The sequence below is a fragment of the Pseudomonas sp. NUPR-001 genome (assembly GCF_052147955.1).
In the GTDB taxonomy this organism is placed as follows: Bacteria; Pseudomonadota; Gammaproteobacteria; order Pseudomonadales; family Pseudomonadaceae; genus Aquipseudomonas.
Genome location: NZ_CP197353.1, coordinates 5,798,718 through 5,825,391, shown reverse-complemented (window position 1 = coordinate 5,825,391; position 26,674 = coordinate 5,798,718). Strand labels below are relative to the sequence as shown.

The window sequence follows — 26,674 nt, the reverse complement described above, 5'->3', positions numbered from 1 at the left end:
GCTGATTGGCGACGAGCCCAATGCAAAGGATGGATACGTGAGCGAAACTGTCTTGCCCAACGATGACTTGCAATCGACGCCCGCGGCGTCCGAACCCGCTGCCACCCCGCCGGGCAAACGTTCAGGCAATGGTCTGGCAATCTTCGCGCTGCTGCTTGGCGCCGCAGGCGTAGCCGTCGGTGGTTGGGGCGTATGGCAAGTGCGCCAGCTCCAGGGTGCTGAACAAGGCCAGGGGCAATACCTGCAATCCTTGAGCGAAAAGACCCAGGCGCTGCAGTTGCGCGAGCAACAGATATCCGCACAGTTGGCCAGTTTGCCTGCGGCCAATGAACTGGAAGACCGTCGCCGTCTGGTGGCGCAATTGCAGGGCGATCAGCAGCGCTTGAGCCAGCGCCTGGAAACCATTCTCGGCGCCAGCCGCAAAGACTGGCGCCTGGCGGAGGCGGAGCATTTGCTGCGCCTGGCCAGCTTGCGCTTGTCGGCCCTGCAAGACATCGTCAGCGCCCGTGCGCTGGTGCAGGGTGCCGATGATATTTTGCGTGAGCAGAGCGACCCGGGTGCCTTCGCCGCCCGCGAGCAGTTGGCCAAGAGCCTGGCGACCCTCAACAGCGTGCAGCAGCCGGATCGCACCGGGTTGTTCCTGAAGCTGGCGGCTCAGCGTGAACTGGTGCAGCAGCTCAGTGCTCAGTCGCCCGAGTTCGACAGTAATGCCGATGCCCTCGGCGCGTTGACCGCCGATGGCGATGGCGCCAGCCGCTGGTCGCAGTGGTGGGCAGAGATGACCAAGTACTTCCAGATCGATTTCGACGTGGACGACAATGTACGTCCGTTGCTGGCCGGGCAGTCGCTGAACCAATTGCGTCTGGCCCTGAGCCTGACTATCGAGCAGGCGCAGTGGGCTGCGCTCAATGGTGAGGCCAAGGTCTACACCCAGGCCCTGGATGATGCGCGCAGTGTCTTGCTGGCCAACTTCAACCCTGACAACCCGCAGAGCAAGGCGATGCTCGACAGCCTCAATGCCTTGGCTGAGGAGCCGGTGTCGGTGGTGGTTCCGGACCTGGCCGACAGCCTCAGCGCGGTGCAGGCCTACCTTGAGCGTCGGCACCTGCCAGCCGAGGAGGCCAAGCCATGAAGCGCGTCTACCTGTTGGCGGTGGTGGCCATTGCGGTCGCTGCCGCACTCGGGATCGCGATCGCCAAGCACAGCGGTTATGTGCTGATTTCGTACGGCAGCTTTCGCTATCAATCGGGGCTCTGGGCCGCGCTGGCGGTGCTGGCCAGCATCATTCTCGCGGTGCTGCTGGTGCGCTACCTGGTCGGCCTGGTGCTGACGTCCAGCGGTGTGGTCAACCCGTGGTCGCGGCGCAACCGCAGCCGTCGTACCCGGCTGGCTATCGAGCAGGGTCAGCTGGACCTCGCAGAAGGTCGTTGGGCCAGCGCCCAGCGCCACCTGCAGCGCGCCGCCGAAGCTGAACGCCAACCGTTGCTGTACTACCTCGGTGCGGCGCGAGCCGCCAACGAACTGGGGCGCATCGAAGAGCGTGACAGCCTGCTTGAGCGCGCCCTGGAGCGCCAGCCGCAAGCAGAGCTGGCGATTGCCTTGAGCCATGCCCAGCTGCAACTGGACCATGGTGAGAGCGATGCGGCGCTGGTGACCTTGCAGGCCATGCAGGAACGTCATCCGCATAACGCTCAGGTGCTCAGGTTGCTGCAGCGCCTGTACCGCGAACGTGGCGACTGGTCGGCACTGATCCGCCTGATGCCGGAGCTGCGCAAAGGCAAGGTATTGCCTGCATCCGAGCTGGCCGAGCTGGAGCAACGCGCCTGGGGTGAAAACCTGAGCCTGGCCGCCAGCCGTGAAGGTGAAGAGCAAAGCGCTCTGCAGGCGCTGGAGCGGGCCTGGCAGCAGCTCACGACGGCGCAGCGCCAGGAGCCGCAACTGGTGTTGGCCTATGCCGAGCAGTTGCGTCAGCTGGGTGCCGAAAGCGAGGCGGAAAAGGCCCTGCGCACTGCACTCAAGCGTGAGTATGAAAGCCACTTGGCGCGGCTCTATGGCCTGGTGCGTGGCGCAGACCCCGCACGCCAGTTGCAGACGGCCGAAGGCTGGTTGAAGGCGCATGCCGATGATCCCGGCCTGCTGCTTACCTTGGGGCGTTTGAGCCTGCAGAATCGCCTGTGGGGCAAGGCGCGTGATTACCTGGAAAGTAGTTTGCGCCTTCAACGTAACCCTGAGGCCTGTGCAGAGCTTGCGCGTTTATTGGCCGGGCTGGGTGATTCCGAGCGCAGCAACCAGCTGTTTCAAGAAGGCTTGGGCTTGCTGGACAAGCGACTGCTAGCCTTGCCTTTGCCGGGCGCAGTACAAGCATGATTCACCCTTGGGCTTGTGCGTAATGCGCGAGCCCAAGGCCTTTCAGAAAGTCCCTACAGCTACAAGTTTCTATATCTGACAAAGTCAGACGAAATAACTACTCCTCTAAGCGATTATTCCCTTTCTCTTCAGGGAGTTGCCTTATTTGTCGCGCCTTGAAACAAGGCGCAACTTTCCTCTACCGTTGAAGCCTGTTTATTTCAATCACGGAACCATCATGCCGTTGGCCCGCTTGCGCTCAATGTTCCTTCCGGCTTTGTTGGCCTCGGTGCTCGTGCTGGCCGTTGCGCTCTATCTTGAATGGGGTGTGGCGTTGGCGCCTTGTACGTTGTGTTACAGCCAGCGGCTGTCGCTTGTCGGTATTGTGCTGGTCTGTCTATGCGCCGTGGTGCACTTCCCCGGACGCTTCGGCACCTACGTATACGCGGCGCTGGCGCTGTTGTTTGCCACCACTGGGGCGCTGCTTGCGGCCAGGCATGTGTGGTTGCAGGGCGCATCGGCACTGACCCTTGGTTGTCAGCCATCGATGAACTATTTCATCGAAAGCATGCCCTTGAGTCAGTTGCTCAAAGTCATGGTGCTTGGCAGCGCTGAATGCGCACCGATCAACTGGAGTTTTCTCGACCTGACGGTTCCAGAATGGAGCTTGTTGTCATTCGTGCTGTTGGCCGCACTGCTACTTTTTCGTCTGGTTGCCTACCGGCATGCGGTTATCCGGCATCCGCTCAAAAGCTGAAGCGCAGGGCTACGGTTGCTTGCGACCGGCGGCAGGTCAAAGTGGGATTAAACACTTGTATGAACTTTGTCGCCTGCGTACCTTGAAGCCTAGGGCGCACGGGAATAATCTCCCTGCACGCATACCGAAAACACAGCTGCTCGATGCCGCCTGCTGCTTTCACCTTTGCTCTGCACATTTGCGAGCGGGGGCAGGCGCATAACCCAAAAGGGAAGAGATCGCCATGCTAGATAGTTGTCAGAATGCTCAGGAACGCTGGGGTGGGGTTCATCAGCTTATTGACCGCTGGTTGGATGAGCGTGCAGAACTGGTGACAGCCTTTCGCACGTTGCGCGACGCCAAGCCGGTATTCGCTGACAAAGAAAAAAGCCGGGACTTCTGTGCGGTGCTGATCGATTACGTGTCGGCCTGGCATTTTGAAGTGAGCGAACAATTGGTCAGCGAAGCCAAGGCCTTTGGTGATACCAAGGGGCTGGAACTGGCCAAGCAGATCAGCCCGCGTATCGATGCGACCACTGAAATCGCTACGGCCTTCAACGACCATTGCGACAAGGGCAACTGCAACGATCCTGAGCGCTTCGCGAAGAAGCTGAACGAGCTGGGCAGCTTGCTGCACGAGCGCTTCGAACTCGAAGATTGCCTGATCGAAGTACTGCATACCGCGCACAGTGAAGAGGCTGCGGTACAGGCGTGATGGATGCGCCGGCTACTCAGTCGGCGACCCCCACCAGCTCGATCTCGAACACCAGTGGCGTATAGGGCGCAATCAGGTCGCCCGCGCCTTCGGCGCCATAGGCCAGGGCTGAAGGAATCACCACACGCCACTTCGATCCTGTTGCCATTTCTGGCAACGCCATTTGCCATCCCTCGATCACACTGTCCAGATTGAACCATTGCGCATTTTGGTTTTGATCGAAGACGCTGCCATCAGGCAACTTGCCGACATAGCGAACCTGGACTTTTCCGTGAGCGGAGGGTTTGGCACCGCTACCTTTGACTGACTCATTGACCAGAATGCCTGCGGCTAATTCGCGCACACCCGAGCGAGCTCGCTCAGTGGCCATGAAGCGTTTTTCGGCACTTAGCAACTGTTCCTGCTGTGCTTGTAGTGCAGCTTCATTGGCACGCTTTTCATGTTCAGTGAGTACGGCCGTCATGCGCTCTTTGCTCAGTGCCAGTGGCTTGTTCTGATAGGCCTGACGCAAGCCTTCAAGCAGGGCATCCAGTTGCAAGTCGGGAACTTCCGAACGCAAGCGCTCGCCCAGGCTGGCGCCGAGGCTGTAGGCCAGATCGTGCTCGTTTGTGGTGGGTTGCGAGGGCGCTGCAATGAGCGATGCCGGGAATAAAAAAACAGCTAACACTAGATGGCGTGACACGGGCTCACTCCTGCTTCAGCGGATATGAAGTATGCCAGCCTTCGCCAGTGACTTCGTGTAAATATCAGCAACACTTTGTGAAGCATCTACACTTGATTCCAGCTGCAGCGATAACAACTTTGCCCAGGCATGCAACGCGGCGCCTTCAATACTGTCAACATGCCCTAGCGGCGGTAGCAGCAGAAGCATAGTATGAGCCGCACTCTCGTCAGCCAGGAGGTAAACCATGTCGGCCAATAAGAAGCCAGTAAGTACGCCGTTGCACCTGCTCCAACAACTCTCGGGCAGCCTGCTCGATCATTTGGAAAATGCCTGCTCGCAAGCGCTGGCTGATGCTGAAAAACTGCTCGCCAAGTTGGAGAAGCAACGCGGTAAAGCACAAGAGAAACTGCACAAATCCCGTCTCAAACTGCAAGAGTCAGCCAAGTCTGGAAAAGCAAAAGCGCAGGCCAAGGCCAAGTCCGCTGCCGCTGAACTGGAAGAGTTGCTCGATTCGCTCAAAGAGCGCCAGTCGCAGACGCGCACCTACATTCTGCAACTCAAGCGTGATGCCCAGGAAAGCCTGAAACTGGCTCAGGGTGTTGGCAAAGTTAAAGAAGCAGCTGCCAAGGCACTGACCCAGCGTGAAGCTAAACCTGCTGCGGTAGCGGCCAAGCCAGCTGCCAAACCCGCGGCAAAAGCGGCGAGCAAACCTGCCGCTAAACCCGCTGTAAAAGCTGCTGCAAAACCGGCTGCCAAGGCCCCGGCACGCACTGCGGCTGCCAAGCCTGCCGCTGCAAAACCTGCGGCTAAACCAGCGGCCAGGCCCGCAGCCAAAACTGCCGCAGCCAAACCGGCTGCCGCTAAAGCACCGGCCAAACCAGCTGCTGCAAAACCTGCTGCAAAACCTGCGGCCAAGCCAGCTGCTAAAGCCGCTGCGAAACCTGCAGCCAGAACGGCTGCTGCCAAGCCTGCCGCCGCCAAGCCAGCGGCAGCCAAACCAGCAGCAGCGAAGCCAGCGGCCAAGCCCGCGGCTAAACCTGCAGCAGCGAAGGCACCTGCCAAACCAGCAGCCAAGCCAGCGGCGGCGAAAGCACCTGCCAAACCAGCAGCCAAACCCGCAGCAGCTAAGGCCCCCGCCAAGCCTGCAGCCAAGCCAGCGGCAGCCAAAGCACCTGCAAAACCAGCGGTCAAACCCGCTGCAAAAGCACCTGCCAAGCCAGCTGCTCAACCCGCTGCAGCCAAGCCTGCGGCACCCGCGCCAGTGGCTTCCACTCCAGCACCTGCAGCCACTGCACCGACGACGCCTGCCGCAACCCCTGCAGCATCGCCGGTAACCCCAGCTCAAACGCCGTCTTCGGCGTCCTGAGTCGATTGCATCACGGCGCGCAGCGTATGCAGCGCGTCGTGATGCACACCGGCGCCTGCAGGCGCTAGAGCGCCAAGCCAGTCGGCAGCCACTCCCGGTGTTGCCAACCAACCGTCACAGATCCCCTGCAAACGTTCGAGCACGATGCGCTCGGCATTCAGTTCCAGCCCCTTCACCTGCTCACGCAACGTAGCCAACTGCGGGTCATGCATGGCCGCTGTGCGCCATTGCTGACGCAAATTGCGCAACGGCTTAACCACATCGGTTTGCCAGGCTTCGGCACCTTCGCGCAGGGCCTGGAGGCGTTGCTCGTTCGCTGCAATGCTACGGCTGTCGAGCCAGGCTGCGCACAGCAGCAGGCAGACGTCGCCGCCTTGATCCTGCCATTGCAGGCAGGCAGCTTCCACGCCGGGGCGGGCGTAAAGATCCAGGGCAAAATTCCACAGGTCGGTGTACATGGTCCCACTCGCGCCAGTTGCCGACGAAGCTGGTAGACTCCGCGGCCATTATGATCAGACTATCGAACCTCACTTTACAGCGTGGTCCTCAGCGCCTGCTAGAAGGCGCCGAGATGACCCTGCACGCCGGCCAGAAAGCCGGCCTGATCGGTGCCAACGGCGCCGGTAAATCCAGCTTGTTCGCCTTGCTGCGCGGGGAGCTGACGCCTGACTCCGGCGACTGTCAGCTGCCGGCAGACTGGCGCATCGCGCACATGCGCCAGGAGGTCGATACCCTCGACCGGCTGGCGGTTGATTATGTGCTTGATGGTGACGCTCGTTTGCGCAAGGTCCAGGCCGACCTCGCTGCTGCCGAGGCTGCGCATGACGGTACGGCGCTCGCGCGTCTGCACATCGAACTCGACAGCGCCGACGGCTACACCGCCGATGCCCGTGCGCGCAAACTGCTGGCAGGCCTTGGGTTTACCAACGAGCAGATGGACCGCCGAGTCGGCGACTTCTCCGGTGGCTGGCGGATGCGCCTGAACCTGGCTCAGGCGCTGATGTGCCCTTCCGACCTGCTGCTGCTCGACGAACCCACCAACCACCTGGATCTCGATGCGATCCTGTGGCTGGAAGATTGGCTCAAGGGTTATCCGGGCACACTGCTGCTGATTTCCCACGACCGCGATTTCCTTGATGCGGTGGTCGACCATGTGGCCCACGTCGAGCAGTGCAAACTGACGCTCTACCGTGGCGGCTACACGGCGTTCGAACGCACCCGTGCCGAGCGTCTGGCGCAGCAGCAACAGGCCTATGAGAAGCAGCAGGCCCAGCGTGCGCACATGGAAAAATACATCGCCCGATTCAAGGCGCAGGCCACCAAGGCCCGTCAGGCGCAAAGCCGGATCAAGGCGCTGGAGCGCATGGAAGAACTGTCGGCGGCGCATGTCGATTCGCCGTTCGACTTCACCTTCCGTGAGTCAGAGAAAATCTCCAGCCCGTTGCTCGATTTGTCGGAAGGGCGCCTGGGCTACGGCGACAAGACCATTCTGGAGAAGGTCAAGCTGCAGCTCACCCCGGGTGCGCGTATCGGCTTGCTCGGCCCCAATGGTGCCGGTAAATCGACCCTGATCAAAAACCTCGCCGGTGAACTGGAGCCGCTGAGCGGCCGCCTGGTGCGCGGTGAGAACCTGTCTGTGGGTTACTTTGCCCAGCATCAGCTGGACTCCTTGGATAACAAGGCCAGCCCCTTGCTGCACCTGCAGCGCCTGGCACCGACCGAGCGTGAGCAGACCTTGCGCGATTTCCTCGGTGGCTTTGACTTCCGCGGTGGCCGTATCGATGAACCGGTGCTGAATTTCTCCGGTGGCGAGAAGGCGCGACTGGCCCTGGCCCTGATTGCCTGGGAACGTCCCAACCTGTTGCTGCTCGACGAACCGACCAACCACCTCGACCTGGAAATGCGCTTGGCGCTGACCATGGCGTTGCAGGAGTTCAGTGGTGCGGTGCTGGTGGTTTCCCACGACCGTCACTTGCTCAAGAGCACCACCGACGACTTCCTGCTGGTGGCCGACGGCAAGGTCGAGACCTTCGACGGCGACCTCGACGATTACACCCGTTGGCTGGTCGAGTACCGTCAACGCAACGCGCCTGTCAGCACTGCGCCGGTCAATGCCGACAAGACTGACAAGAAAGCTCAGCGTCAGGCCGCCGCCGCACTGCGTCAGCAACTGGCACCGCACAAGCGTGAAGCCGACAAGCTCGAGCGTGAGCTGGGCACCTTGCATGAGCAATTGGCCAAGGTCGATGCCAGCCTGGGTGACAGCGCCCTGTATGAAGCAGCACGCAAGGACGAGCTGCGCGACTTGCTGGCCCAGCAGGCCAAGCTCAAGGTTCGCGAAGCTGAACTGGAAGAAGCCTGGATGGCCGCCCTCGAGCAGCTGGAGACCATGCAGGCGGAGCTGGAGGCGTTGTCTTGATAACGTCGTTGCAGCTTCCGGTACCGCCGGAGTGGATTGCGCCGTTCTGGATGGGCCTGCAGATACTCCTGATCCTGTGCGCTGCGTTCGTGCTGCAGCGCCTGGTGGGGCGCGGCCTCAAGCGCCTGGGCGAGCGTTATCCGTTGCCACCGGAGCTGATGGTGCCGGTGCGCGGCGGCTTGCGCTGGCTGATCATGGGCAGTGCACTGGTGTTCGTGCTGGAGCGCCTTGGGGTTTCTGCCACGGTGCTGTGGACGGCCCTGTCGGGCTTTGTGGCCGTGGCAGCGGTGGCGTTCTTCGCCATGTGGAGTGTGCTGTCCAACCTGCTGTGTGCGGTGCTGATCTTCACCGTCGGGCCGTTTCGCATCGGGGACGTGGTGGAGCTGGTCGAAACCATCGACAAGCCCGGCGTCAAAGGGCGGGTAGTGGCCATCAACCTGCTGTTCACCACCCTCACCGAAATGCCTGAAGCGGGTGGGGCGACGGTGCAGGTGCCGAACAGCCAGTTCTTCCAGAAATCGGTCAGGCGTTGGCGCGGTACAGACGTTGTGCCTTTGGTAGGCGACGACAAAACCACGGGTAAATGATCGCGATCTGAAAAAAATCGTGGTTATTTTTTCACCAGCACACTAGCTTAGAGCTTTGTAACAAGTTCGGTCCGAGGTGTGCGATGTCGTTGGAAACGTGGTTGGCCTTTTTTGCCGCTTGCTGGGTGATCAGCCTCTCACCGGGCGCCGGGGCGATTGCTTCGATGTCCTGTGGCCTGCAGTACGGTTTCTGGCGCGGTTACTGGAACGCCTTGGGCCTGCAACTGGGCCTGGTGCTGCAGATTGCGATCATTGCTGCCGGTGTCGGCGCCATCCTGGCGGCCTCGGCGACCGCGTTCCAGCTGATCAAATGGTTCGGTGTTGCCTACCTGGTGTACCTGGCCGTGAAGCAATGGCGTGCGCTGCCTTCGGATCTTAGCGATGAGTCAGCGGTACGGCCGATTGGCAAGCCGCTGAGCCTGGTGTTTCGTGGCTTTCTGGTCAATGTCAGCAACCCCAAAGCACTGGTTTTCATGCTGGCGGTGCTGCCACAGTTCATCAACCCCCATGCACCGCTGCTGCCTCAGTACCTGATCATCACCGCGACCATGATCACCGTCGACCTGCTGGTGATGGCCGGGTATACCGGCCTGGCTGCACGGGTATTGCGTTTGCTGCGCACGCCCAAGCAACAGCGGCGGATGAACCGGACCTTTGCCGGTTTGTTCCTCGGCGCAGCCACCTTGCTCGCCACCATCCGCCGAGCTCCCGTCTGAATCCCGGTAGGAGCGGGCTTGCCCCGCGATAGCGGTGTGTCAGTCATACCGCTTCGCGGGGCAAACCCGCTCCTACAGGTGAAATTGTCACTAAATTTTACTTAGATTGACCGGCACACCTTGAGCGATCGCCAATGGAAGTGAACAATGCAATTCCTCGCATTGTTATTTGAGATTGGCTCATGATTCCCCGTTCCCGCTTGCTCGCCTGGCTGTTATGGCCGGTGTTGGCGCTGTGCAGTTCTGTGCTGCTGGCCGACACCGTGGACGACGCTGCCAAGGCTTTGCATTTGCTCGATTACATCGGCGCCGATTACCCGGCCACGGTCGAGGCTGGCAAGGTGGTGGATGACGGTGAATACCGCGAGCAGTTGGAGTTCACTGAGGTGCTGCAAGGCCTGGTCAGTGGCTTGCCCGCGCGCCCCGAGCGCCAGTCCCTGGAGCAGGGTGTGGCGAGCCTGCGTCAGGCGATCGATCAGCGTCATGACGGCGCTGGCGTTGCGCGTCAGGCCCGGCAGCTTGGCGCACAACTGGCGGTCGCCTACGAAGTCAGCCAAGCACCGATCATCACCCCGGACCCTACCCGTGGTGCACCACTGTATGCCCAGCACTGTTCGGTATGCCATGGCGATACCGGTGCCGGCGATGGCCCGGCGGGTGTAGGCCTGGAGCCACCACCGGCCAACCTGCGCAGCAGCGAGCGCCTCGCGCGGTTGAGCCTGTATGACCTCTACAACACCCTCGGGCAAGGCATCGAAGGCACCGACATGCCTTCCTTTGCCGACCAGCTGGACGAGCGTCAGCGTTGGGACCTGGCCACCTATATCGCCAGTTTCACCGCCGACCCGGCCAAGGCCAGCGGCGAGATCCGCTACAACCTTGCTGATCTGGCACGCCAGACCCCGTTGGAGATTGAAGCGTCGCAAGGCCTGGACGCAGCGGCAGTGTTTCGCGCCCAGCGCGCGCAGCCACCGCAGGTGCAGCGTGGCCCGGCGCAGTTGCTGGACTATACCGCCGACACCCTGGACAAGAGCCTGGCGGCCTATCAGAGCGGCGATCATGAACAGGCCTACGACCTCTCGGTAGCGGCGTACCTGGAGGGCTTCGAGTTGGTCGAGAGCTCCCTGGACAACGTCGACGCCAATGTACGCAAGGACACCGAAAAATCACTGATGGCTTACCGTCAGTCGCTGCAAGATGGCCTGCCCATCGAGCAGGTCAGTCAGCGTTTGCAGGCGGCCAAGGCCAAGCTCAAGGAGGCTGCCGGACTGTTGGGCGGCGACAGCCTGAGCTGGTCGTTGAGCTACATCTCAGGCTTGCTGATTCTGCTGCGCGAGGGCCTGGAAGCGATCCTCGTGCTGGCGGCGATTCTCGCCTTCCTGCGCAACACCGGCCAACAGTCGGCGGTACGCAGCGTCAACATTGGTTGGCTGCTGGCGTTGCTCGCCGGGTTTGGCACCTGGGCCCTGGCGGCCTATGTGATCGACGTTGGCGGTGCGCAGCGTGAACTGCTCGAAGGCTGTACGGCGTTGTTCGCCAGCGTCATGGTGCTGTGGCTGGGGGTGTGGATGCACGACCGTCGGCATGCCGCGGCCTGGCAGAACTACATCAAAAGCAGCCTGGTCAGTGGCGGCGGGCGGTTCGGCTTTGCCTTGCTGGCGTTCTTCTCGGTTTACCGCGAACTGTTCGAAGTGATTCTGTTCTACGAAACCCTGTGGCTGCAGGCAGGGCCTGCCGGGCATCAGGCGGTTCTGGCGGGTGGCGCCACCGCCTTGGTGCTGCTGGTGGGGCTGGCGTGGATCATTCTGCGCGGCTCGGCCAAGCTGCCGCTGGCGCTGTTCTTCAGCATCAACGCCGCCTTGCTCTGCGCCTTGTCGGTGGTGTTTGCCGGGCATGGGGTCAAAGCATTGCAGGAGGCGGGGGTGTTCGGCACGCGTCCGGTGGCCTTCTTTGACTTCGACTGGCTGGGTATCCACGCTGACGCCTACTCGCTGGCGGCGCAAGCCGTTGCCTTGCTGGCTATCGTGATTCTCTACGGGCGCAGCCGTCTGGCTGAGAAGCGACGCGTTTCAGCAGGCTGATTTGAAGCGCAGCGGGCGAGCGGGGATACTGTTCGCCCGTTTTTGTTGGAAGTGTTGTCATGCGTGTCTGGATTGATGCCGATGCCTGCCCCAAGGCGGCCAAGGATCAGGTCGTCAAATTTGCCCTGAAACGCCAGCTGGAAGTGGTGCTGGTCGCCGGGCAGAGCCAGATCAAGCCGGCCTTTGCTTGCGTCAAGCTGATCGTGGTGCCGAGCGGCCCTGATGCTGCGGACGATTACCTGGTCGAGCATGCCGTGCCGGGTGAACTGGTGATCTGCAGCGATGTGCCGCTGGCCGACCGGCTGGTGAAAAAAGGTGTGGCTTGCCTTGACCCGCGTGGCCGCGAGTTCGATGAGCGCAACATGGGCGAGCGTCTGGCGGTGCGCAATCTGTTCACTGACCTGCGCGAGCAGGGGCAGGTCGGGGGTGGCCAGGCGCCTTATGGCGATCGTGAGAAGCAGGCGTTTGCCAATTCCCTGGACCGGATTCTTACGCGTCTGGCACGTCAGTAGTCAGGTTGATCGCGGGGCAAGCCCGCTCCCACAGGATTTGCTGTGGGAGCGGGCTTGCCCCGCGATGCGTTTCAGTCTTTCTCGTGAGTCAACTCGAGCACCCGGTCTACCAGCTTGTTGATGCCACCAGCCGCTTCGAAGATCGACTGTGCCAGCATGTACGCCGGGGTGCTGACCAGTTTGCGCTGGGTGTCTTCGACAATGTCGTGGACATCGCATTCTTCGTGGGTGCCGCCCATCTTGACGATGGCGGCGCTGGTGTCGGCGTCGTTGCCGATGGTGCAGACCACGCCGGGACCGTAGATTTTTGCCGCCAGGGCAGGGGAGATGCAGATCAGGCCAACCGGCTTGCCAGCCTCGGCGAAGGCTTCTGCCAGGGCGAGCACGTCTGGGTTGACGGTGCAGCCCGTGCCTTCAACGGCAAAGTTGGACAGGTTTTTCGCCGCGCCAAAGCCACCCGGTACGATCAAGGCATCAAAGTCTTTGGCGTCAGCTTCGCGCAGGTCTTTGACGTTGCCGCGGGCGATGCGCGCCGACTCCACCAGAACGTTACGCGTTTCCGGCATTTCTTCGCCGGTCAGGTGGTTTACCACATGCATCTGCGCAATGTTGGGGGCAAAGCACTGCACCTCGGCGCCACGTTGGTCCAGGCGCAGCAGGGTGATGACGCTTTCGTGGATTTCGGCGCCGTCAAAGACACCACAGCCGGAAAGAATCACTGCAACTTTTTTCTTGGTCATGCTCACTACTCCCGAGTCGAGGCACTCAATGTCTCCTAAAACAGCAGATGCTGCCAGAGGTGCCAGCGTTCATTGCTCTGAGTGTGGCCGAATCCGGCGCTGAGCGCCGCTTATGACTTGTCGCTGCCTTGGTCAGGGTCGTGCTGACTGGCCTGTTTCTGCAACGCCGCGGCTTCTTTGCGTGCCACGCGCGCGGCCTTGAAGCGGCGGCGCAGCCACAGGCAGCCACCGAAGGCCAGCAAGCCGCCGAGCACCCACAACTCGTACTTTTTCACGTTGCCCAGCATGCCTTCGAGAATTGCCCCGAAGTGATAGGCCGCAGCGCCCAGTGCCAGGGCCCAAACCGCTGCACCAATACCGTTGAGCAGCAAATAGCGACGTGGCGGGTAGCCGGACAGGCCAATAGCTACCGGCATGACGGTGCGCAGGCCATAGACGAAACGAAAACTCAGGACCCAGATGTCCGGATGGCGACGGATGTGCTCCAACGCACGGTCACCCATCAGTTGCCAGCGCGGTTTGCGTGCCAGCAATTTGCGCCCGTGCTTGCGCCCCATGAAGTACCACAGCTGGTCGCCAGCGTAGCTGCCGAAGAAGGCCACCAGGACCACCAGGTTGATATCCATGTATCCGCGGAACGCAAGGAAGCCTGCGAGAACCAGAATGGTCTCACCTTCGAAAAAGGTGCCGAGAAAAAGGGCAAAGTAACCAAAATCCTGCAGGAATTCTTGGAGCATTTTCTGGGTGCTGGCGAAATGAACGCGCAGCCTAACCCTTCGTGGCCGTTGGGGAAAGTATCCAAATGTGTCTCGACGTTAACATTTCCTACAAGGACAATGACTGCGCCCTTAAGTCGCAGGGTTGTCCCAGGCCGTCATACAAGCGTCATAATGGCCGCTTATAACTGTCGCGCTCGCCCGCCTGTGCGGGCTCAGGAGTCTGCCGTGAGCTTTACCCCCGCTAACCGTTTGTTTCCTGCCACTCGTCTGCGTCGCAACCGTCGTGACGATTTTTCCCGTCGCTTGGTGCGCGAAAACGTACTGACTGTCGATGACCTGATCCTGCCGGTGTTCGTGCTCGATGGCGAGAACCGCCGCGAAGAAGTAGCGTCGATGCCGGGTGTAGAGCGTCTGAGTATCGATTTGCTACTGGAAGCTGCGCAGGAGTGGGTGAAGTTGGGCATTCCAGCCCTGGCACTGTTCCCGGTGACGCCTACCGAGAAAAAATCCCTCGATGGCGCTGAAGCCTGGAACCCGCAGGGCATTGCCCAGCGTGCTACCCGCGCGCTGCGCGAGCGTTTCCCGGAGCTGGGCGTCATCACCGACGTTGCCCTGGACCCGTTCACCACCCACGGTCAGGACGGCATTCTCGACGAAGAAGGCTACGTCCAGAACGACATCACCGTTGATGCCCTGGTGCGTCAGGCGTTGTCCCATGCCGAGGCGGGCGCTCAGGTGGTTGCGCCGTCGGACATGATGGACGGTCGCATCCAGGCGATTCGTGAAGCACTGGAGCTGGCCGGTCACGTAAACGTGCGTATCATGGCGTATTCGGCCAAGTACGCCAGTGCCTACTACGGTCCATTCCGTGATGCCGTCGGCTCGGCCCTGAACCTGGGCAAGGCCAACAAGGCCTCTTACCAGATGGACCCGGCCAACAGCCACGAAGCGCTGCATGAAGTGGCTGCGGACCTGGCCGAAGGCGCCGATATGGTGATGGTCAAACCAGGCATGCCGTACCTGGACATCCTTTATCGGGTCAAGGATGAATTCAAGGTCCCGACCTTTGTCTATCAAGTCAGTGGCGAGTACGCCATGCACATGGCCGCGATTCAGAACGGCTGGCTCAGTGAGGGAGTGATCCTTGAATCCCTCACGGCCTTCAAACGGGCAGGAGCTGATGGCATCCTGACCTATTTCGCTGTTCGCGCTGCTCAATTGATGAGAGGGCAGTAACGCCCTTCAGGAACGCCAGATGAATAACGAAGTACTCAGTGATGTCGCTATGAAACAAGCCCAGCCCGTGCCAGAGCAGATGCTTGAGACACCGCCGGAGCCTGCGGCAGTGCCTGAGCCTGTGGCCGAGGTCGAGGTCGAGGCGCCGGCACCCGCGCCTGCGCCGTCTCCGGCAGCGGCAGCGCCGGCCGTGGCGATCCCCGGTCTGGATGACAGCAGCCTGTACATTCACCGCGAGTTGTCCCAGTTGCAGTTCAACATCCGTGTGCTCGAACAGGCACTGGATGAGAGCTACCCACTGCTGGAGCGGTTGAAGTTCCTGCTGATCTTCTCCAGTAACCTGGATGAGTTCTTCGAAATTCGTGTGGCGGGCCTGAAAAAGCAAATCACCTTTGCCCGTGAGCAGGCCGGTGCTGACGGCCTGCAGCCGCACCAGGCATTGGCGCGCATCAGTGAGGTGGTCCACAGCGAAGTCGATCGCCAGTACGCGATCCTCAACGATGTGTTGCTGCCAGAGCTGGAAAAACACCAGATTCGCTTTATCCGCCGCCGCCACTGGAACACCAAGCTGAAAACCTGGGTGCGGCGTTTCTTCCGCGACGAGATCGCGCCAATCATCACCCCGATTGGTCTGGACCCGACGCACCCGTTCCCGTTGCTGGTGAACAAGAGCCTGAACTTCATTGTCGAGCTCGAAGGCGTCGATGCCTTCGGTCGCGACTCGGGCCTGGCGATCATTCCGGCACCGCGCCTGTTGCCGCGGGTGATCAAGGTTCCGGAAGATGTCGGCGGCCCGGGCGACAACTACGTGTTCCTCTCGTCGATGATCCACGCTCACGCTGACGATCTGTTCCAGGGCATGAAGGTCAAGGGCTGCTATCAGTTCCGTCTGACCCGAAACGCCGACCTGGCACTGGATTCCGAAGATGTCGAAGACCTTGCCCGCGCCCTGCGTGGCGAGCTGTTCTCGCGTCGTTATGGTGATGCGGTGCGCCTGGAAGTGGCCGACACCTGTCCGAAACACCTTTCCGATTACCTGCTCAAGCAGTTCAGCTTGAGCGAGAGTGAGCTGTATCAGGTCAACGGCCCGGTCAACCTGACCCGACTGTTCAGCATCACCGGCCTCGACAGCCACCCGGAGTTGCAATACACCCCGTTCACGCCAGCGATTCCCAAGCTGTTGCAGAACGCCGAGAACATTTTCAGTGTGGTCGGCAAGCAGGACATCCTGCTCATGCACCCCTTCGAGTCGTTCACGCCGGTGGTCGATCTGCTGCGCCAGGCCGCCAAAGATCCGCATGTATTGGCGGTGCGCCAGACCCTGTACCGCAGCGGAGCCAACTCGGAGATTGTCGACGCACTGGTCGATGCCGCACGTAACGGCAAGGAGGTCACTGCGGTGATCGAATTGCGCGCGCGTTTCGACGAAGAGTCCAACCTGCAGATGGCCAGCCGTCTGCAAGCCGCCGGTGCGGTGGTGATCTATGGTGTGGTCGGTTTCAAGACCCACGCCAAAATGATGCTGATCCTGCGTCGCGAAGCAGGCGAGATCGTGCGCTATGCCCACCTGGGTACCGGTAACTACCACGCAGGTAACGCGCGCCTGTACACCGACTACAGCCTGCTGACGTCGGACGATGCCTTGTGCGAAGACGTCGGCAAGTTGTTCAGCCAGCTGATCGGCATGGGTAAGACGCTGCGCATGAAGAAGCTGCTGCATGCGCCGTTCACCCTGAAAAAGGGCATGCTCGACATGATTGCGCGTGAAACCCAGTTTGCCCTGGACGGCAAACCTGCGCACATCATCGCCAAGTTCAACTCGCTGACCGATCCGAAGATCATCCGCGCCTTGTACAAAGCCAGTCAGTCAGGGGTACGTATCGATCTGGTGGTGCGCGGCATGTGCTGCCTGCGGCCGGGGATTGCCGGGGTGTCGCATAACATTCAGGTGCGTTCGATCATCGGTCGCTTCCTGGAGCACACCCGGGTGTTCTACTTCCTCAACGGCGGTGAAGAGCAGATGTTCCTCTCCAGTGCCGACTGGATGGAGCGCAACCTCGACAAGCGAGTCGAGACCTGCTTCCCGGTCGAGGGCAAGAAGCTGATCTTGCGGGTGAAAAAGGAGTTGGAAGGGTACCTGACCGACAACACCCACGCCTGGATCCTGCAGCCCGACGGCCGCTACGTGCGCAGCACGCCGACCGGCAACCAGAACCCGCGCAGTGCCCAGGCCGCTCTGCTCGAGCGCCTGAGCAACCCGGTCCTCAGCGTACGCTGAGGACGAAGCCGACCCGGGTCAGCCACTCGGCCTCCAGGCCGAAGTCGGCCTGGGTCAGCTGATTCTGCTCCAGCCAGCCTGCCGGGAATTCCACATCCAGACTGTCGCCCGCCGCGTGCAGGGTGACGGTCGGCATTTGCTGGGTGCCACGGATATGGTGGAACAGGATCGCAAAGCGCAGCAGCACGCACAGGCGGATCAGCTTGGTGCCGTCTTCGCCGAACTCGGCGAACTTATCCTTGGGAATGTTGCGGCGATGACCGCGTACCAGCAGCGCTAGCATTTGCTGGTCTTCGCGGGAGAATCCGGCCAGGTCCGAGTGCTCGATCAGGTAGGCGCCGTGTTTGTGATAGTGATAGTGGGCGATGTCCAGGCCCACTTCATGCACCTTGGCCGCCCAGCCAAGCAGCTCGCGCCAGATACCGTCTTCCAGGTCCCAGGCCTTGGCCACCTGGTCAAAGGCATGCAGGGCTTTGCGTTCAACCCGGGCAGCCTGGCCCTGGTCAACGTGATAGCGCTCCATCAGCGAGGTCAGGGTGCGTTCACGCACGTCTTCGTGGTGATGGCGGCCGAGCAGGTCGAACAGTACGCCTTCACGCAGCGCGCCGTCGCAGTGATCCATGCGCTGCAGCTCAAGGGCGTCGAAAATCGCTTCGAGAATCGCCAGGCCCGCCGGGAAGATCGCACGGCGGTCGGGTTTGACGCCGTCGAAGTCGATCTTGTCGGTTTCACCCAGCTTGAACAGTTTGCGCTTGAGCCAGGCCAGGCCCTCGGCATTGACTTCACCGTTGCCCATGCCGCCAGACTTGAGCGCCGCGCCAATGGCGCGAATGGTCCCGGAGGAGCCGATCGCTTCGTCCCAGGTCAGGCGGTGCAGGGCATTTTCGATACTCATCAGCTCAAGGCGCGCAGCGGTGTAGGCCTGTGCGTAGCGCGCCGGGGTGATTTTTCCGTCGCGGAAGTAGCGCTGCGTATAGCTGACGCAGCCCATCTGCAGGCTCTCACGCAGCAACGGTTCGAAACGCTGGCCAATAATGAACTCGGTACTGCCGCCGCCAATGTCGGCTACCAGGCGTTTGCCCGGGGTGTCGGCCAGGGTGTGGGAGACGCCCAGGTAAATCAGGCGGGCTTCCTCACGGCCAGAAATCACTTCTACCGGGTGACCGAGAATTTCTTCGGCGCGGCGGATGAACTCGCCACGGTTGCGGGCTTCGCGCAGGGCGTTGGTGCCGACAATGCGCACGGCGCCGTCAGGCATGCCATTGATCAGTTGCGCGAAGCGCTTGAGGCAATCCAGGCCGCGTTGCATCGACTCTTCGTTGAGCAGACGCTCTTCGGTGATACCGGCGGCCAGCTGAACCTTTTCACCAAGCCGCTCAAGGATGCGGATTTCGGTATGGTGGGCCTTGGCCACAACCATATGGAAACTGTTGGAGCCCAGGTCGATGGCAGCGATCAAGGACAGATTCTTGGCTGTGGTTTGCGGCATGGTCATGGCTTCTCGGTCGATAACCCGGCAATCCTGCCACGATCCAGAGCTGACGCCAACGCGCAGCGTATCAAGGCTTGATGTGGGGCAGGTTGATTGAGGAAATATGACTTTCCCGTGACGGCGATGATATGCGCGGTCATGGATAACTATAGTTACACTCAATCGTCCGCGGCTTCCTGTCCGTCGCAGGTGCGGCTATGATGGGCCACGTTTTTTTGCTTACGACCTTGGAGACTTCCATGAGCAGCGATCTTATCAAACACGTCACCGACGCCACCTTCGAAGCCGAAGTACTGAAAGCTGAAGGCCCGGTGCTGGTCGACTACTGGGCTGAATGGTGCGGCCCTTGCAAAATGATCGCGCCAGTACTGGACGACATCGCCGCTACCTACCAGGGCAAACTGACCGTCGCCAAGCTGAACATCGACGACAACCAGGAAACCCCGGCCAAGCACGGCGTGCGTGGCATCCCGACGCTGATGCTGTTCAAGAACGGCAACGTCGAGGCCACCAAGGTCGGCGCACTGTCCAAGTCTCAGCTGGCAGCCTTCCTGGACGCCAATATCTGAGTGAAAAAAGCCCCGCATTCGCCGGGGCTTTTCTTTATCTGGTGACTAGACGCCAGAAAATGCAGGTGTTACATTCGGCCTCGCACTGTTTTTTCGGTGCCCTCTGCACGCCGTCGCCGACGCATCCCTAATTCGAATCAGTACGCGATCCTGTCGCCATCTCTGCGGCGCGGCTTCATTAAGCCAGAAGCTTAATTCTCCCTTCTTACATGATTACGTCACTCCCCTTATGAACCTGACTGAACTCAAGCAAAAGCCGATTACCGATCTGCTCGAAATGGCCGAACAGATGGGCATAGAAAATATGGCCCGTTCGCGCAAGCAAGATGTGATTTTCTCCCTGTTGAAAAAGCATGCGAAAAGCGGCGAGGAAATCTCCGGTGACGGCGTGCTGGAGATTCTCCAGGACGGCTTCGGCTTCCTGCGCTCGGCTGATGCCTCTTACCTGGCCGGCCCGGACGACATCTACGTCTCGCCAAGCCAGATCCGTCGCTTCAACCTGCGTACCGGCGACACCATCGTCGGCAAAATTCGCCCGCCAAAAGAAGGCGAGCGTTACTTCGCCCTGCTGAAAGTCGACACCATCAACTTCGACCGGCCGGAAAACGCGAAGAACAAGATTCTGTTCGAAAACCTGACGCCGCTGTTCCCTAACGAGCGCCTGAAGATGGAAGCCGGTAACGGTTCCACCGAAGACCTCACCGGCCGGGTTATCGACCTCTGCGCCCCGATTGGTAAAGGTCAGCGTGGTCTGATCGTTGCACCGCCAAAAGCGGGCAAGACCATCATGCTGCAGAACATCGCGGCCAACATCACCCGTAACAATCCCGAGTGCCACCTGATCGTTCTGCTGATCGACGAGCGCCCGGAAGAAGTAACCGAAATGCAGCGCACCGTGCGCGGCGAAGTGGTTGCCTCGACCTTCGACGAGCCGCCAACCCGCCACGTGCAGGTTGCGGAAATGGTCATCGAGAAGGCCAAGCGCCTGGTTGAGCACAAGAAAGACGTGGTCATCCTGCTCGACTCGATCACCCGTCTGGCGCGTGCCTACAACACCGTGATCCCAAGCTCCGGCAAGGTGCTGACCGGTGGTGTCGATGCTCACGCCCTGGAGAAGCCAAAGCGCTTCTTCGGTGCTGCGCGTAACATCGAAGAAGGCGGCTCGCTGACCATCATCGCCACCGCGCTGGTTGAAACCGGCTCGAAGATGGACGAAGTGATCTACGAAGAGTTCAAGGGCACCGGCAACATGGAACTGCCGCTGGACCGCAAGATCGCCGAGAAGCGTGTATTCCCGGCCATCAACATCAACCGTTCCGGTACCCGTCGCGAAGAGCTGCTGACCGCCGACGACGAGCTGCAGCGCATGTGGATTCTGCGCAAGCTGCTGCACCCGATGGACGAAGTGGCCGCCATCGAGTTCCTGGTCGACAAGCTCAAGCAGACTAAGACCAACGATGAGTTCTTCTTGTCGATGAAGCGCAAGTAAGGTCTTTTTCAGACCGATTGGGGCTGCTGTGCAGCCCATCGCGGTGCAAGACCGCTCCTACGGTGGGAGCGGTCTTGCACCGCGATGGGTCGCGCAGCGGCCCCAAATCATTTTTGCCATCTGTGATTTGGCTATTGCGGCCCGTTAAGCGATACACTTTGCACCCCGACCGGTAGGGCGAATACGAGGCTTTTGCATGCAGTATCGCGATTTGCGCGACTTTATCCGAGGCCTGGAGCAGCGCGGCGAACTCAAGCGCATCCAGGTTCCGATCTCTCCAGTTCTGGAAATGACCGAAGTCTGCGACCGCACCCTGCGCGCCAAAGGCCCGGCGCTGCTGTTCGAAAAGCCTACGGGCTTCGACATTCCAGTACTCGGCAACCTGTTTGGTACCCCGGAGCGGGTGGCCATGGGCATGGGTGCCGAGTCGGTCAACGAGCTGCGTGAGATTGGCAAGTTGCTGGCCTTCCTCAAGGAGCCTGAGCCGCCCAAGGGCCTCAAGGATGCCTGGTCGAAGCTGCCGATCTTCAAGAAGGTCGTGTCGATGGCGCCGAAAGTGGTCAAGGATGCCGCCTGTCACGAAGTGATCATTGAAGGCGACGACGTCGACCTCGGCATGCTGCCTGTGCAGCACTGCTGGCCGGGAGACGTGGCGCCGCTGATCACCTGGGGCCTGACCGTCACCCGTGGGCCGAACAAAGAACGCCAGAACCTGGGGATCTACCGTCAGCAGGTGATTGGCCGCAACAAGGTCATCATGCGCTGGCTCAGCCACCGTGGCGGCGCGCTCGACTATCGCGAGTGGTGCGAGAAGCATCCGGGTCAACCGTTCCCGGTTTCCGTTGCCCTGGGCGCAGACCCGGCGACCATTCTCGGGGCTGTTACCCCGGTGCCTGACACCCTGTCCGAATACGCCTTTGCCGGCCTGCTGCGTGGCAACCGTACTGAACTGGTCAAATGCCGCGGCAATGACCTGCAGGTACCGGCCACTGCCGAGATCATTCTGGAAGGGGTGATCCATCCGGGCGAGATGGCCCCGGAAGGCCCTTACGGCGACCACACCGGCTACTACAACGAAGTCGACAGCTTCCCGGTGTTCACCGTTGAGCGCATCACCCACCGGCAAAAGCCGATCTACCACAGCACCTACACCGGGCGGCCGCCTGATGAGCCGGCAATTCTCGGTGTCGCACTCAATGAAGTGTTTGTACCGATTCTGCAGAAGCAGTTCCCGGAAATCACTGACTTCTACTTGCCGCCTGAGGGCTGCTCCTACCGCATGGCGGTAGTGACGATGAAGAAGCAGTACCCGGGGCACGCCAAGCGGGTCATGCTGGGTGTCTGGTCGTTTTTGCGACAGTTCATGTACACCAAGTTCGTTATTGTCACCGATGACGACATCAATGCCCGGGACTGGAACGATGTAATCTGGGCCATCACCACGCGCATGGACCCCAAGCGCGATACGGTAATGATCGACAACACCCCGATCGACTACCTGGACTTTGCTTCGCCGATTTCCGGCCTGGGCTCGAAAATGGGCCTGGACGCGACGAACAAGTGGCCGGGCGAAACCACCCGCGAATGGGGACGTGTCATCGTCAAGGATGAAGCAGTCACCCGGCGGATCGATGAGCTGTGGAACCAGTTGGGAATAGACTAAATGCAGGTGACCTTGCAGCCGTCCGGGGCAGTGTTGGTGCTCAACCCCGGCGAAAGGATTCTGGATGGAGCGCGGCGGCTTGGTTACGACTGCCCGCAGAGCTGTCGCAATGGCAACTGCCATGTCTGCGCAGCCTTGCTGGTGGAAGGACGGGTGCGTCAGGAAGGGCAGGAGCGTGATCATGGCGAACTGTTTACCTGCATCGCCGAACCGCTGGAGGATTGTGTCTTGTTGTGGGATGGCGTGCTCGCGTTAGGCGAGTTGCCGGTACGGACACTGGCTTGTCAGTTGAGCGAGTGCGTTGAGGTCGGTGGCGACGTCTGGCGCGTACGCCTGCGCGCACCTGCCGGCAAACCGCCGCGTTACCATGCCGGGCAGTACCTGATGATCGAGCGCGAAAGTGGCGACAAGGCAGCGTTCTCGCTGGCCTCGGCACCCCACAGCGGACGCGACCTCGAACTGCATGTGCTGGCCCGCGAGAACAGCGCGGTGGAGTTGATTGCGCAATTGCAGCGCAACGGCATGGCGCGGCTGGAGATGCCGTTTGGTGATACGCACCTGGCAGAACTGCCCGATGGCCCTCTGGTACTGATTGCTGCAGGTACCGGCATGGCGCAAATGCACAGCCTGCTGGAACACTGCCGCGCCCAAGGCTTCAAACACCCGGTGCACCTCTACTGGGGTGTGCGCCTTCCGGAAGACTTCTACCAGATTGAACATTGGGATGAGTGGGAGCGCTTGCCTAACCTGTTCCTGCACAAGGTGGTCAGTGATCTGTGTGGCTGGGAGGGCCGTTGCGGCATGTTGCACGAAGCCGTCTGCGAAGACCTGAGCGATCTGGCCGGGGTGCATGTATATGCCAGCGGTTCACCCAATATGATCTATGCCACCCTCGATGCACTGGTTGAGGCGGGAATGGATGCGCACCAGATGCGCGCCGATGTATTCGCTTATGCCCCTCGCGGTTGAGTGAAGGAATAAGGCACGCTGCAATAGCGTGCCGGCTTTAATAGCCGTTGTTGTTTGTGGGCCGCACAACACAATTATTATTGCCAGCAGCGTAAATAACTTTCGCTACACTTGAAATAACGCCCGGTTGTTCGCTCAAAGCCCTTTGTAGAGCGCTTCCTTGGGCGGGGTGAGGCTTGTATTCGAGCAGCGATCTGCCGTACGGTAAGTACGCGGATGTTGTATTGGTTTACAGTGACTCACTTCAGTAGTTCACGAGGAATTCTGGCGGCAGCTATGTCGGCGATTGAAACTGCATCCTTTAATGTGGCCTATCCTCCGTTGCTCGATTTCGGACAACAACTGTCTCTTGAGCAACTTAAACTTTCGGTACAGCACACCATGGCCCGGCATCAGGGTGGCCCGGTGTGGTTGTTTGCTTACGGTTCATTGATCTGGCGCCCGGAATGTAATGCCGCTGAACGGCGGCGGGCCAAGGTGCATGGCTATCATCGAGGGCTTTACCTCTGGTCGCATGAGCACCGCGGCACGCCGGAGTGTCCTGGTCTGGTATTCGGCCTGGATCGCGGGGGTTCGTGTGGCGGCTTTGCCTATCGTCTGCCGGACGAATGCCTGGAAGATTCCCTGTTGGCCCTGTGGCAGCGCGAGATGCCCTATCCGGCGTATCGGCCGCACTGGCTCAGCTGCCGTCTGGAGGATGGCAGCAAGGTTCAGGCCCTGGGCTTTGTGCTGGAACGGCACCTGCCGTGCTATGCCGGCAATGTACCTGACGACTTGCTCAGTCAGATCTTCGCTACGGCCAAGGGGCGTTACGGCAGCACCCGTGACTACGTCGAGCAGACCCTCAATGCCCTGCGCAGCCATGCCATGCCTGATCGCAATCTGGAAGCCCGCTTTCACGCGGTGTGCGGGGCACCTTGCATTCGCGGGTAAACCCGTTCCCACAGATGGCCTGTAGGAGCGGGCTTGCCCCGCGATAGCAATCTGTCAGACACATCGTATCGCGGGGTAAACCCGCTCCTACAGGCAATAATGAGAATTGTTATTTTGTGGGCGGAACTTGCACGCTACCATAGCGCCTTGAATCTGACGGGACGCAAAAGGATCAAGGATGAAGTGGTTAGCAGTACTGTTGTGCCTGTGCGCGAGCATTGCCCAGGCCGATGTCAATATCGAGTTCGTTGAGAAAGTCATTCCGGTCTACCCCGCCGAGCTGCGCAAGGCAGCCATCACCGGTTCCGTTAAAGTCGGTTTTAACGTGCTGGCCAACGGCTCGGTCGCTGATGTGAAGGTGATTCAGAGCAGCGACCCGGCATTTGCCGATGCTGCACTGGATGCCGTCAAACAGTGGCGTTTCAAGCCCTGGACGGTATCCAAGGAAAACCCCGCATCGATCGAAGTACGCAATGAGCTGCGCTTTCGCCTCAACGACAAGGATGAGTGGCGGCAGATCTATGAGCGCGCCGGGCTGGTGCTGATGACCTGCAAACAGTTCAACGACGAAGTGGCGCTGTACCGCAAGGACGACCCGAAGCGATCGCTTGCCGAGATGGACACCACGCTGTTGTCGATCCGCATGATTTCGCACTACAACGTCGACGGCGCCACCAGTTACAAGGAGTCAGTTGCCACTGGGGACGCCTTCAGAAAGGCACTGCCGAAAATTGCCAAGCAGTGCCAGGCCTTTCCGGGCGTAGACTTCGTCGATCTGTGGCCGGCCTACTTGCGTGATCGCCTGGTGCCTACGCGCTAAAGCGCTCAGCGCATCGTCACCACCAGCTTACCCACGGCGTTGCGCTGCCCCAACTGGTCGATGGCCGCTCCGGCCTCGGCCAGTGGATACGTGCGCGACACCAGCGGTTTGAGCTTGCCCTCGGCGTACCAACTGAACAGCTGCTGGAAGTTCGCCGCGTTGTCGGCCGGTTGACGCTGCGCGAACGCGCCCCAGAACACCCCGAGTACCGCCGCACCCTTGAGCAGTGCCAGGTTCACCGGCAGCTCGGGGATGCGTCCACTGGCGAAACCCACCACCAGCAGGCGGCCATTCCAGGCGATAGCGCGTACGGCCTGGTCGAACAGGTCGCCGCCCACCGGGTCGTAGATCACATCGGCACCGTTGCCGCCGGTCAGGCGCTTGATCTCGTCTTTGAGGCTGTGCTCGCTGTAGTTGATCAGCTCATCGGCACCGGCGGCCTTGGCCACGGCGAGCTTCTCGGCGCTGCTGGCGGCAGCAATCACCCGTGCGCCCATGGCCTTGCCGATTTCTACCGCGGCCAGCCCGACACCACCGGACGCGCCGAGCACCAACAGGGTTTCACCGGCCTTGAGCTGGCCACGTTGCTGCAGAGCATGCATTGACGTGCCGTAGGTCATGCAAAAGGCCGCGGCGTGGGTGAAGTCCATGTGCTCGGGGATCGGCAGCACGTTGTAGGCAGGTACCGCCACCTGCTCGGCAAAACTGCCCCAGCCCGTCAGGCCCATGACCCGGTCTCCGACCTTGAGCGTGGTGACCTTTTCACCGACGGCCCGGACAATGCCTGCAGCTTCGCCACCGGGCGAAAAGGGCAGTGGTGGCTGGAACTGGTACTTGCCCTCGATGATCAGGGTGTCGGGAAAATTGACCCCGGCTGCGTGTACTTCCAGCACAACCTCGTTTTTTTTCGGCAGCGGGCTTTCGACTTCTTCGACAACCAGGTTCTGAGCCGGGCCCAGCGCTTTGCACAACACTGCTTTCATCGGGACTATTCCTTTGCGCGTAGTGGCCGATAAGTGTAGGTGGGCACGCTATCGGGTCAACGAGCATGGCTCGGCCTGATAATTGGGTATAAGCGCTGTGGGAGCGGGCTTGCCCCGCGATGGTATTTGACTGACACACTGCAATCGCGGGGCAAGCCCGCTCCTACAGGATTAGCTGCTTGGGTTTGACCGATGTGCTGGGTATGCTGGCGCCAACTGTTTGAGGAGAGAATTCGTGAAAGCGTGGATCGTGATGCTACTGGCGTTGATGCTGCCGATGTCGGCCATGGCCGAAGAAGCCAAGGAAGGGGAACCGAAGGTGTCCTACATCTCGCTGAGCCCGCCCTTTGTTGGCAACTATGCCCTCGATGGTGGCCCGAAGCTTCGTGTGTTCAAGGCTGACGTCGCCTTGCGCGTTAACAGCGATGCGGCGGCGACTGCGGTGAAACACCATGAGCCGTTGATCCGTAACCAATTGGTGGCGCTGTTCACCCAGCAGAACCTGGAAAGCATGAGCAACGTCGAGGCCAAGGAAAAACTGCGCCAGGAAGCCCTGAAGCAGGTCCAGCAGGTGCTGGAAAATGAAGAAGGCAAGCCGATGGTTGATGACCTGCTGTTCAACAACCTGATCGTGCAGTAAG

General features: G+C 60.6%; 25 protein-coding genes. 19 read left to right on the top strand and 6 right to left on the bottom strand.

Features of this window, described 5'->3' with window-relative positions:
- Nucleotides 1-37 precede the first annotated feature (37 nt).
- The 4 genes from ACP6KB_RS26735 to rsd all read left to right on the top strand — a co-directional run bounded on the left by ACP6KB_RS26735 (nt 38) and on the right by rsd (nt 3,797).
- Nucleotides 38-1,132 carry a uroporphyrinogen-III C-methyltransferase gene (locus ACP6KB_RS26735; RefSeq protein WP_442110695.1) on the top strand — a complete coding sequence of 365 codons (1,095 nt, stop codon included), beginning with the start codon at nt 38-40 and terminating at the stop codon, nt 1,130-1,132.
- Nucleotides 1,129-2,367, top strand: coding sequence for a heme biosynthesis protein HemY (locus tag ACP6KB_RS26730; protein ID WP_442110693.1), 1,239 nt, complete (start codon nt 1,129-1,131; stop codon nt 2,365-2,367). The genes ACP6KB_RS26735 and ACP6KB_RS26730 overlap by 4 nt, the downstream gene beginning before the upstream one ends.
- Before the next feature lie 217 nt (nt 2,368-2,584).
- Complete coding sequence (locus ACP6KB_RS26725; RefSeq protein WP_442110691.1) at nt 2,585-3,103, top strand: disulfide bond formation protein B; 519 nt, start codon at nt 2,585-2,587, stop codon at nt 3,101-3,103.
- A gap of 223 nt (nt 3,104-3,326) precedes the next feature.
- Nucleotides 3,327-3,797: a sigma D regulator gene (rsd, locus tag ACP6KB_RS26720; protein WP_442110690.1), complete on the top strand. Its 471-nt coding sequence runs from the start codon at nt 3,327-3,329 to the stop codon at nt 3,795-3,797.
- Nucleotides 3,798-3,813: 16 nt separating this feature from the next.
- Here the strand turns inward: rsd and ACP6KB_RS26715 are convergent, their stop codons facing one another.
- Nucleotides 3,814-4,479, bottom strand: a complete 666-nt coding sequence (locus ACP6KB_RS26715) for an FKBP-type peptidyl-prolyl cis-trans isomerase (RefSeq protein WP_442110688.1) — start codon at nt 4,477-4,479, stop codon at nt 3,814-3,816.
- A gap of 226 nt (nt 4,480-4,705) precedes the next feature.
- On the opposite strand from ACP6KB_RS26715, the gene ACP6KB_RS26710 reads away from it, so the two are divergent.
- The gene (locus tag ACP6KB_RS26710; RefSeq protein WP_442110686.1) at nt 4,706-5,827 is read left to right on the top strand and encodes an AlgP family protein; all 1,122 of its coding nucleotides are present in this window, start codon (nt 4,706-4,708) and stop codon (nt 5,825-5,827) included.
- On the opposite strand, the gene ACP6KB_RS26705 is transcribed toward ACP6KB_RS26710, so the two are convergent.
- Entirely contained in the window at nt 5,803-6,285 is a 483-nt protein-coding gene (locus tag ACP6KB_RS26705; protein ID WP_442110685.1) for a TIGR02444 family protein, read from the bottom strand. The two genes, ACP6KB_RS26710 and ACP6KB_RS26705, sit on opposite strands and share 25 nt — an antisense overlap.
- Before the next feature lie 50 nt (nt 6,286-6,335).
- Between ACP6KB_RS26705 and ACP6KB_RS26700 the strand changes: the two genes are divergently transcribed.
- The 5 genes from ACP6KB_RS26700 (at nt 6,336) to ACP6KB_RS26680 (ending at nt 12,142) form a co-directional block, all read left to right on the top strand.
- The gene (locus ACP6KB_RS26700) at nt 6,336-8,246 is read left to right on the top strand and encodes an ATP-binding cassette domain-containing protein (protein ID WP_442110683.1); all 1,911 of its coding nucleotides are present in this window, start codon (nt 6,336-6,338) and stop codon (nt 8,244-8,246) included.
- A gap of 50 nt (nt 8,247-8,296) precedes the next feature.
- The gene (locus tag ACP6KB_RS26695; protein ID WP_442114392.1) at nt 8,297-8,833 is read left to right on the top strand and encodes a mechanosensitive ion channel domain-containing protein; all 537 of its coding nucleotides are present in this window, start codon (nt 8,297-8,299) and stop codon (nt 8,831-8,833) included.
- Nucleotides 8,834-8,916: 83 nt separating this feature from the next.
- Nucleotides 8,917-9,549, top strand: coding sequence for a LysE family transporter (locus tag ACP6KB_RS26690; RefSeq protein ID WP_442110681.1), 633 nt, complete (start codon nt 8,917-8,919; stop codon nt 9,547-9,549).
- A 182-nt stretch (nt 9,550-9,731) separates the two neighbouring features.
- Nucleotides 9,732-11,630: an FTR1 family protein gene (locus ACP6KB_RS26685; RefSeq protein ID WP_442110680.1), complete on the top strand. Its 1,899-nt coding sequence runs from the start codon at nt 9,732-9,734 to the stop codon at nt 11,628-11,630.
- A gap of 59 nt (nt 11,631-11,689) precedes the next feature.
- A complete protein-coding gene (locus tag ACP6KB_RS26680) occupies nt 11,690-12,142 on the top strand; it encodes a YaiI/YqxD family protein (RefSeq protein WP_133213927.1) in 453 nt (150 codons plus the stop codon).
- A 71-nt stretch (nt 12,143-12,213) separates the two neighbouring features.
- On the opposite strand, the gene elbB is transcribed toward ACP6KB_RS26680, so the two are convergent.
- Nucleotides 12,214-12,882 (bottom strand): isoprenoid biosynthesis glyoxalase ElbB, encoded by a 669-nt coding sequence (gene elbB, locus ACP6KB_RS26675; RefSeq protein WP_442110677.1) that lies wholly within the window; start codon nt 12,880-12,882, stop codon nt 12,214-12,216.
- Nucleotides 12,883-12,992: 110 nt separating this feature from the next.
- On the bottom strand, nt 12,993-13,619 hold the full coding sequence (locus ACP6KB_RS26670) for a DedA family protein (RefSeq protein ID WP_442110675.1): 627 nt from the start codon (nt 13,617-13,619) through the stop codon (nt 12,993-12,995).
- A gap of 207 nt (nt 13,620-13,826) precedes the next feature.
- Here ACP6KB_RS26670 and hemB point away from each other — a divergent pair, with 207 nt between their 5' ends.
- Nucleotides 13,827-14,837 (top strand): porphobilinogen synthase, encoded by a 1,011-nt coding sequence (gene hemB / locus ACP6KB_RS26665; RefSeq protein WP_442110674.1) that lies wholly within the window; start codon nt 13,827-13,829, stop codon nt 14,835-14,837.
- Between the two features lie 79 nt (nt 14,838-14,916).
- The gene (gene ppk1 / locus ACP6KB_RS26660; RefSeq protein ID WP_442114391.1) at nt 14,917-17,115 is read left to right on the top strand and encodes a polyphosphate kinase 1; all 2,199 of its coding nucleotides are present in this window, start codon (nt 14,917-14,919) and stop codon (nt 17,113-17,115) included.
- Here ppk1 and ppx read toward each other — a convergent pair.
- Nucleotides 17,102-18,604 carry an exopolyphosphatase gene (gene ppx, locus ACP6KB_RS26655; RefSeq protein WP_442114390.1) on the bottom strand — a complete coding sequence of 501 codons (1,503 nt, stop codon included), beginning with the start codon at nt 18,602-18,604 and terminating at the stop codon, nt 17,102-17,104. The genes ppk1 and ppx overlap by 14 nt on opposite strands.
- A gap of 242 nt (nt 18,605-18,846) precedes the next feature.
- Between ppx and trxA the strand changes: the two genes are divergently transcribed.
- The 6 genes from trxA (at nt 18,847) to ACP6KB_RS26625 (ending at nt 25,050) form a co-directional block, all read left to right on the top strand.
- Nucleotides 18,847-19,176, top strand: a complete 330-nt coding sequence (gene trxA / locus ACP6KB_RS26650) for a thioredoxin TrxA (RefSeq protein WP_045201042.1) — start codon at nt 18,847-18,849, stop codon at nt 19,174-19,176.
- A gap of 229 nt (nt 19,177-19,405) precedes the next feature.
- On the top strand, nt 19,406-20,665 hold the full coding sequence (gene rho / locus ACP6KB_RS26645; protein WP_010221159.1) for a transcription termination factor Rho: 1,260 nt from the start codon (nt 19,406-19,408) through the stop codon (nt 20,663-20,665).
- A 196-nt stretch (nt 20,666-20,861) separates the two neighbouring features.
- Nucleotides 20,862-22,328: a 4-hydroxy-3-polyprenylbenzoate decarboxylase gene (gene ubiD, locus ACP6KB_RS26640; RefSeq protein ID WP_442110671.1), complete on the top strand. Its 1,467-nt coding sequence runs from the start codon at nt 20,862-20,864 to the stop codon at nt 22,326-22,328.
- Nucleotides 22,329-23,297: a CDP-6-deoxy-delta-3,4-glucoseen reductase gene (locus tag ACP6KB_RS26635; protein ID WP_442110669.1), complete on the top strand. Its 969-nt coding sequence runs from the start codon at nt 22,329-22,331 to the stop codon at nt 23,295-23,297.
- A gap of 276 nt (nt 23,298-23,573) precedes the next feature.
- Nucleotides 23,574-24,230 carry a gamma-glutamylcyclotransferase gene (locus tag ACP6KB_RS26630; RefSeq protein ID WP_442110667.1) on the top strand — a complete coding sequence of 219 codons (657 nt, stop codon included), beginning with the start codon at nt 23,574-23,576 and terminating at the stop codon, nt 24,228-24,230.
- Between the two features lie 178 nt (nt 24,231-24,408).
- Nucleotides 24,409-25,050, top strand: a complete 642-nt coding sequence (locus ACP6KB_RS26625) for an energy transducer TonB (protein WP_442110665.1) — start codon at nt 24,409-24,411, stop codon at nt 25,048-25,050.
- Between the two features lie 5 nt (nt 25,051-25,055).
- Here ACP6KB_RS26625 and ACP6KB_RS26620 read toward each other — a convergent pair whose 3' ends face one another.
- Complete coding sequence (locus tag ACP6KB_RS26620; protein WP_442110663.1) at nt 25,056-26,033, bottom strand: NADPH:quinone oxidoreductase family protein; 978 nt, start codon at nt 26,031-26,033, stop codon at nt 25,056-25,058.
- Between the two features lie 235 nt (nt 26,034-26,268).
- Here ACP6KB_RS26620 and ACP6KB_RS26615 point away from each other — a divergent pair, with 235 nt between their 5' ends.
- Complete coding sequence (locus ACP6KB_RS26615; protein ID WP_442110661.1) at nt 26,269-26,673, top strand: flagellar basal body-associated protein FliL; 405 nt, start codon at nt 26,269-26,271, stop codon at nt 26,671-26,673.
- The last annotated feature ends 1 nt before the right edge of the window (nt 26,674 follow it).

Coding starts and splice junctions, on each gene's coding strand:
- ACP6KB_RS26730 (WP_442110693.1), top strand. CDS start 1,129: ATGAAGCGCGTCTACCTGTTGGCGGTGGTGGCCATTGCGGTCGCTGCC.
- ACP6KB_RS26725 (WP_442110691.1), top strand. CDS start 2,585: ATGCCGTTGGCCCGCTTGCGCTCAATGTTCCTTCCGGCTTTGTTGGCC.
- rsd (WP_442110690.1), top strand. CDS start 3,327: ATGCTAGATAGTTGTCAGAATGCTCAGGAACGCTGGGGTGGGGTTCAT.
- ACP6KB_RS26710 (WP_442110686.1), top strand. CDS start 4,706: ATGTCGGCCAATAAGAAGCCAGTAAGTACGCCGTTGCACCTGCTCCAA.
- ACP6KB_RS26705 (WP_442110685.1), bottom strand. CDS start 6,285: ATGTACACCGACCTGTGGAATTTTGCCCTGGATCTTTACGCCCGCCCC.
- ACP6KB_RS26700 (WP_442110683.1), top strand. CDS start 6,336: ATGATCAGACTATCGAACCTCACTTTACAGCGTGGTCCTCAGCGCCTG.
- ACP6KB_RS26695 (WP_442114392.1), top strand. CDS start 8,297: ATGGGCCTGCAGATACTCCTGATCCTGTGCGCTGCGTTCGTGCTGCAG.
- ACP6KB_RS26690 (WP_442110681.1), top strand. CDS start 8,917: ATGTCGTTGGAAACGTGGTTGGCCTTTTTTGCCGCTTGCTGGGTGATC.
- ACP6KB_RS26685 (WP_442110680.1), top strand. CDS start 9,732: ATGATTCCCCGTTCCCGCTTGCTCGCCTGGCTGTTATGGCCGGTGTTG.
- ACP6KB_RS26680 (WP_133213927.1), top strand. CDS start 11,690: ATGCGTGTCTGGATTGATGCCGATGCCTGCCCCAAGGCGGCCAAGGAT.
- elbB (WP_442110677.1), bottom strand. CDS start 12,882: ATGACCAAGAAAAAAGTTGCAGTGATTCTTTCCGGCTGTGGTGTCTTT.
- ACP6KB_RS26670 (WP_442110675.1), bottom strand. CDS start 13,619: ATGCTCCAAGAATTCCTGCAGGATTTTGGTTACTTTGCCCTTTTTCTC.
- ppk1 (WP_442114391.1), top strand. CDS start 14,917: ATGCTTGAGACACCGCCGGAGCCTGCGGCAGTGCCTGAGCCTGTGGCC.
- ppx (WP_442114390.1), bottom strand. CDS start 18,604: ATGCCGCAAACCACAGCCAAGAATCTGTCCTTGATCGCTGCCATCGAC.
- trxA (WP_045201042.1), top strand. CDS start 18,847: ATGAGCAGCGATCTTATCAAACACGTCACCGACGCCACCTTCGAAGCC.
- rho (WP_010221159.1), top strand. CDS start 19,406: ATGAACCTGACTGAACTCAAGCAAAAGCCGATTACCGATCTGCTCGAA.
- ubiD (WP_442110671.1), top strand. CDS start 20,862: ATGCAGTATCGCGATTTGCGCGACTTTATCCGAGGCCTGGAGCAGCGC.
- ACP6KB_RS26635 (WP_442110669.1), top strand. CDS start 22,329: ATGCAGGTGACCTTGCAGCCGTCCGGGGCAGTGTTGGTGCTCAACCCC.
- ACP6KB_RS26630 (WP_442110667.1), top strand. CDS start 23,574: ATGTCGGCGATTGAAACTGCATCCTTTAATGTGGCCTATCCTCCGTTG.
- ACP6KB_RS26625 (WP_442110665.1), top strand. CDS start 24,409: ATGAAGTGGTTAGCAGTACTGTTGTGCCTGTGCGCGAGCATTGCCCAG.
- ACP6KB_RS26620 (WP_442110663.1), bottom strand. CDS start 26,033: ATGAAAGCAGTGTTGTGCAAAGCGCTGGGCCCGGCTCAGAACCTGGTT.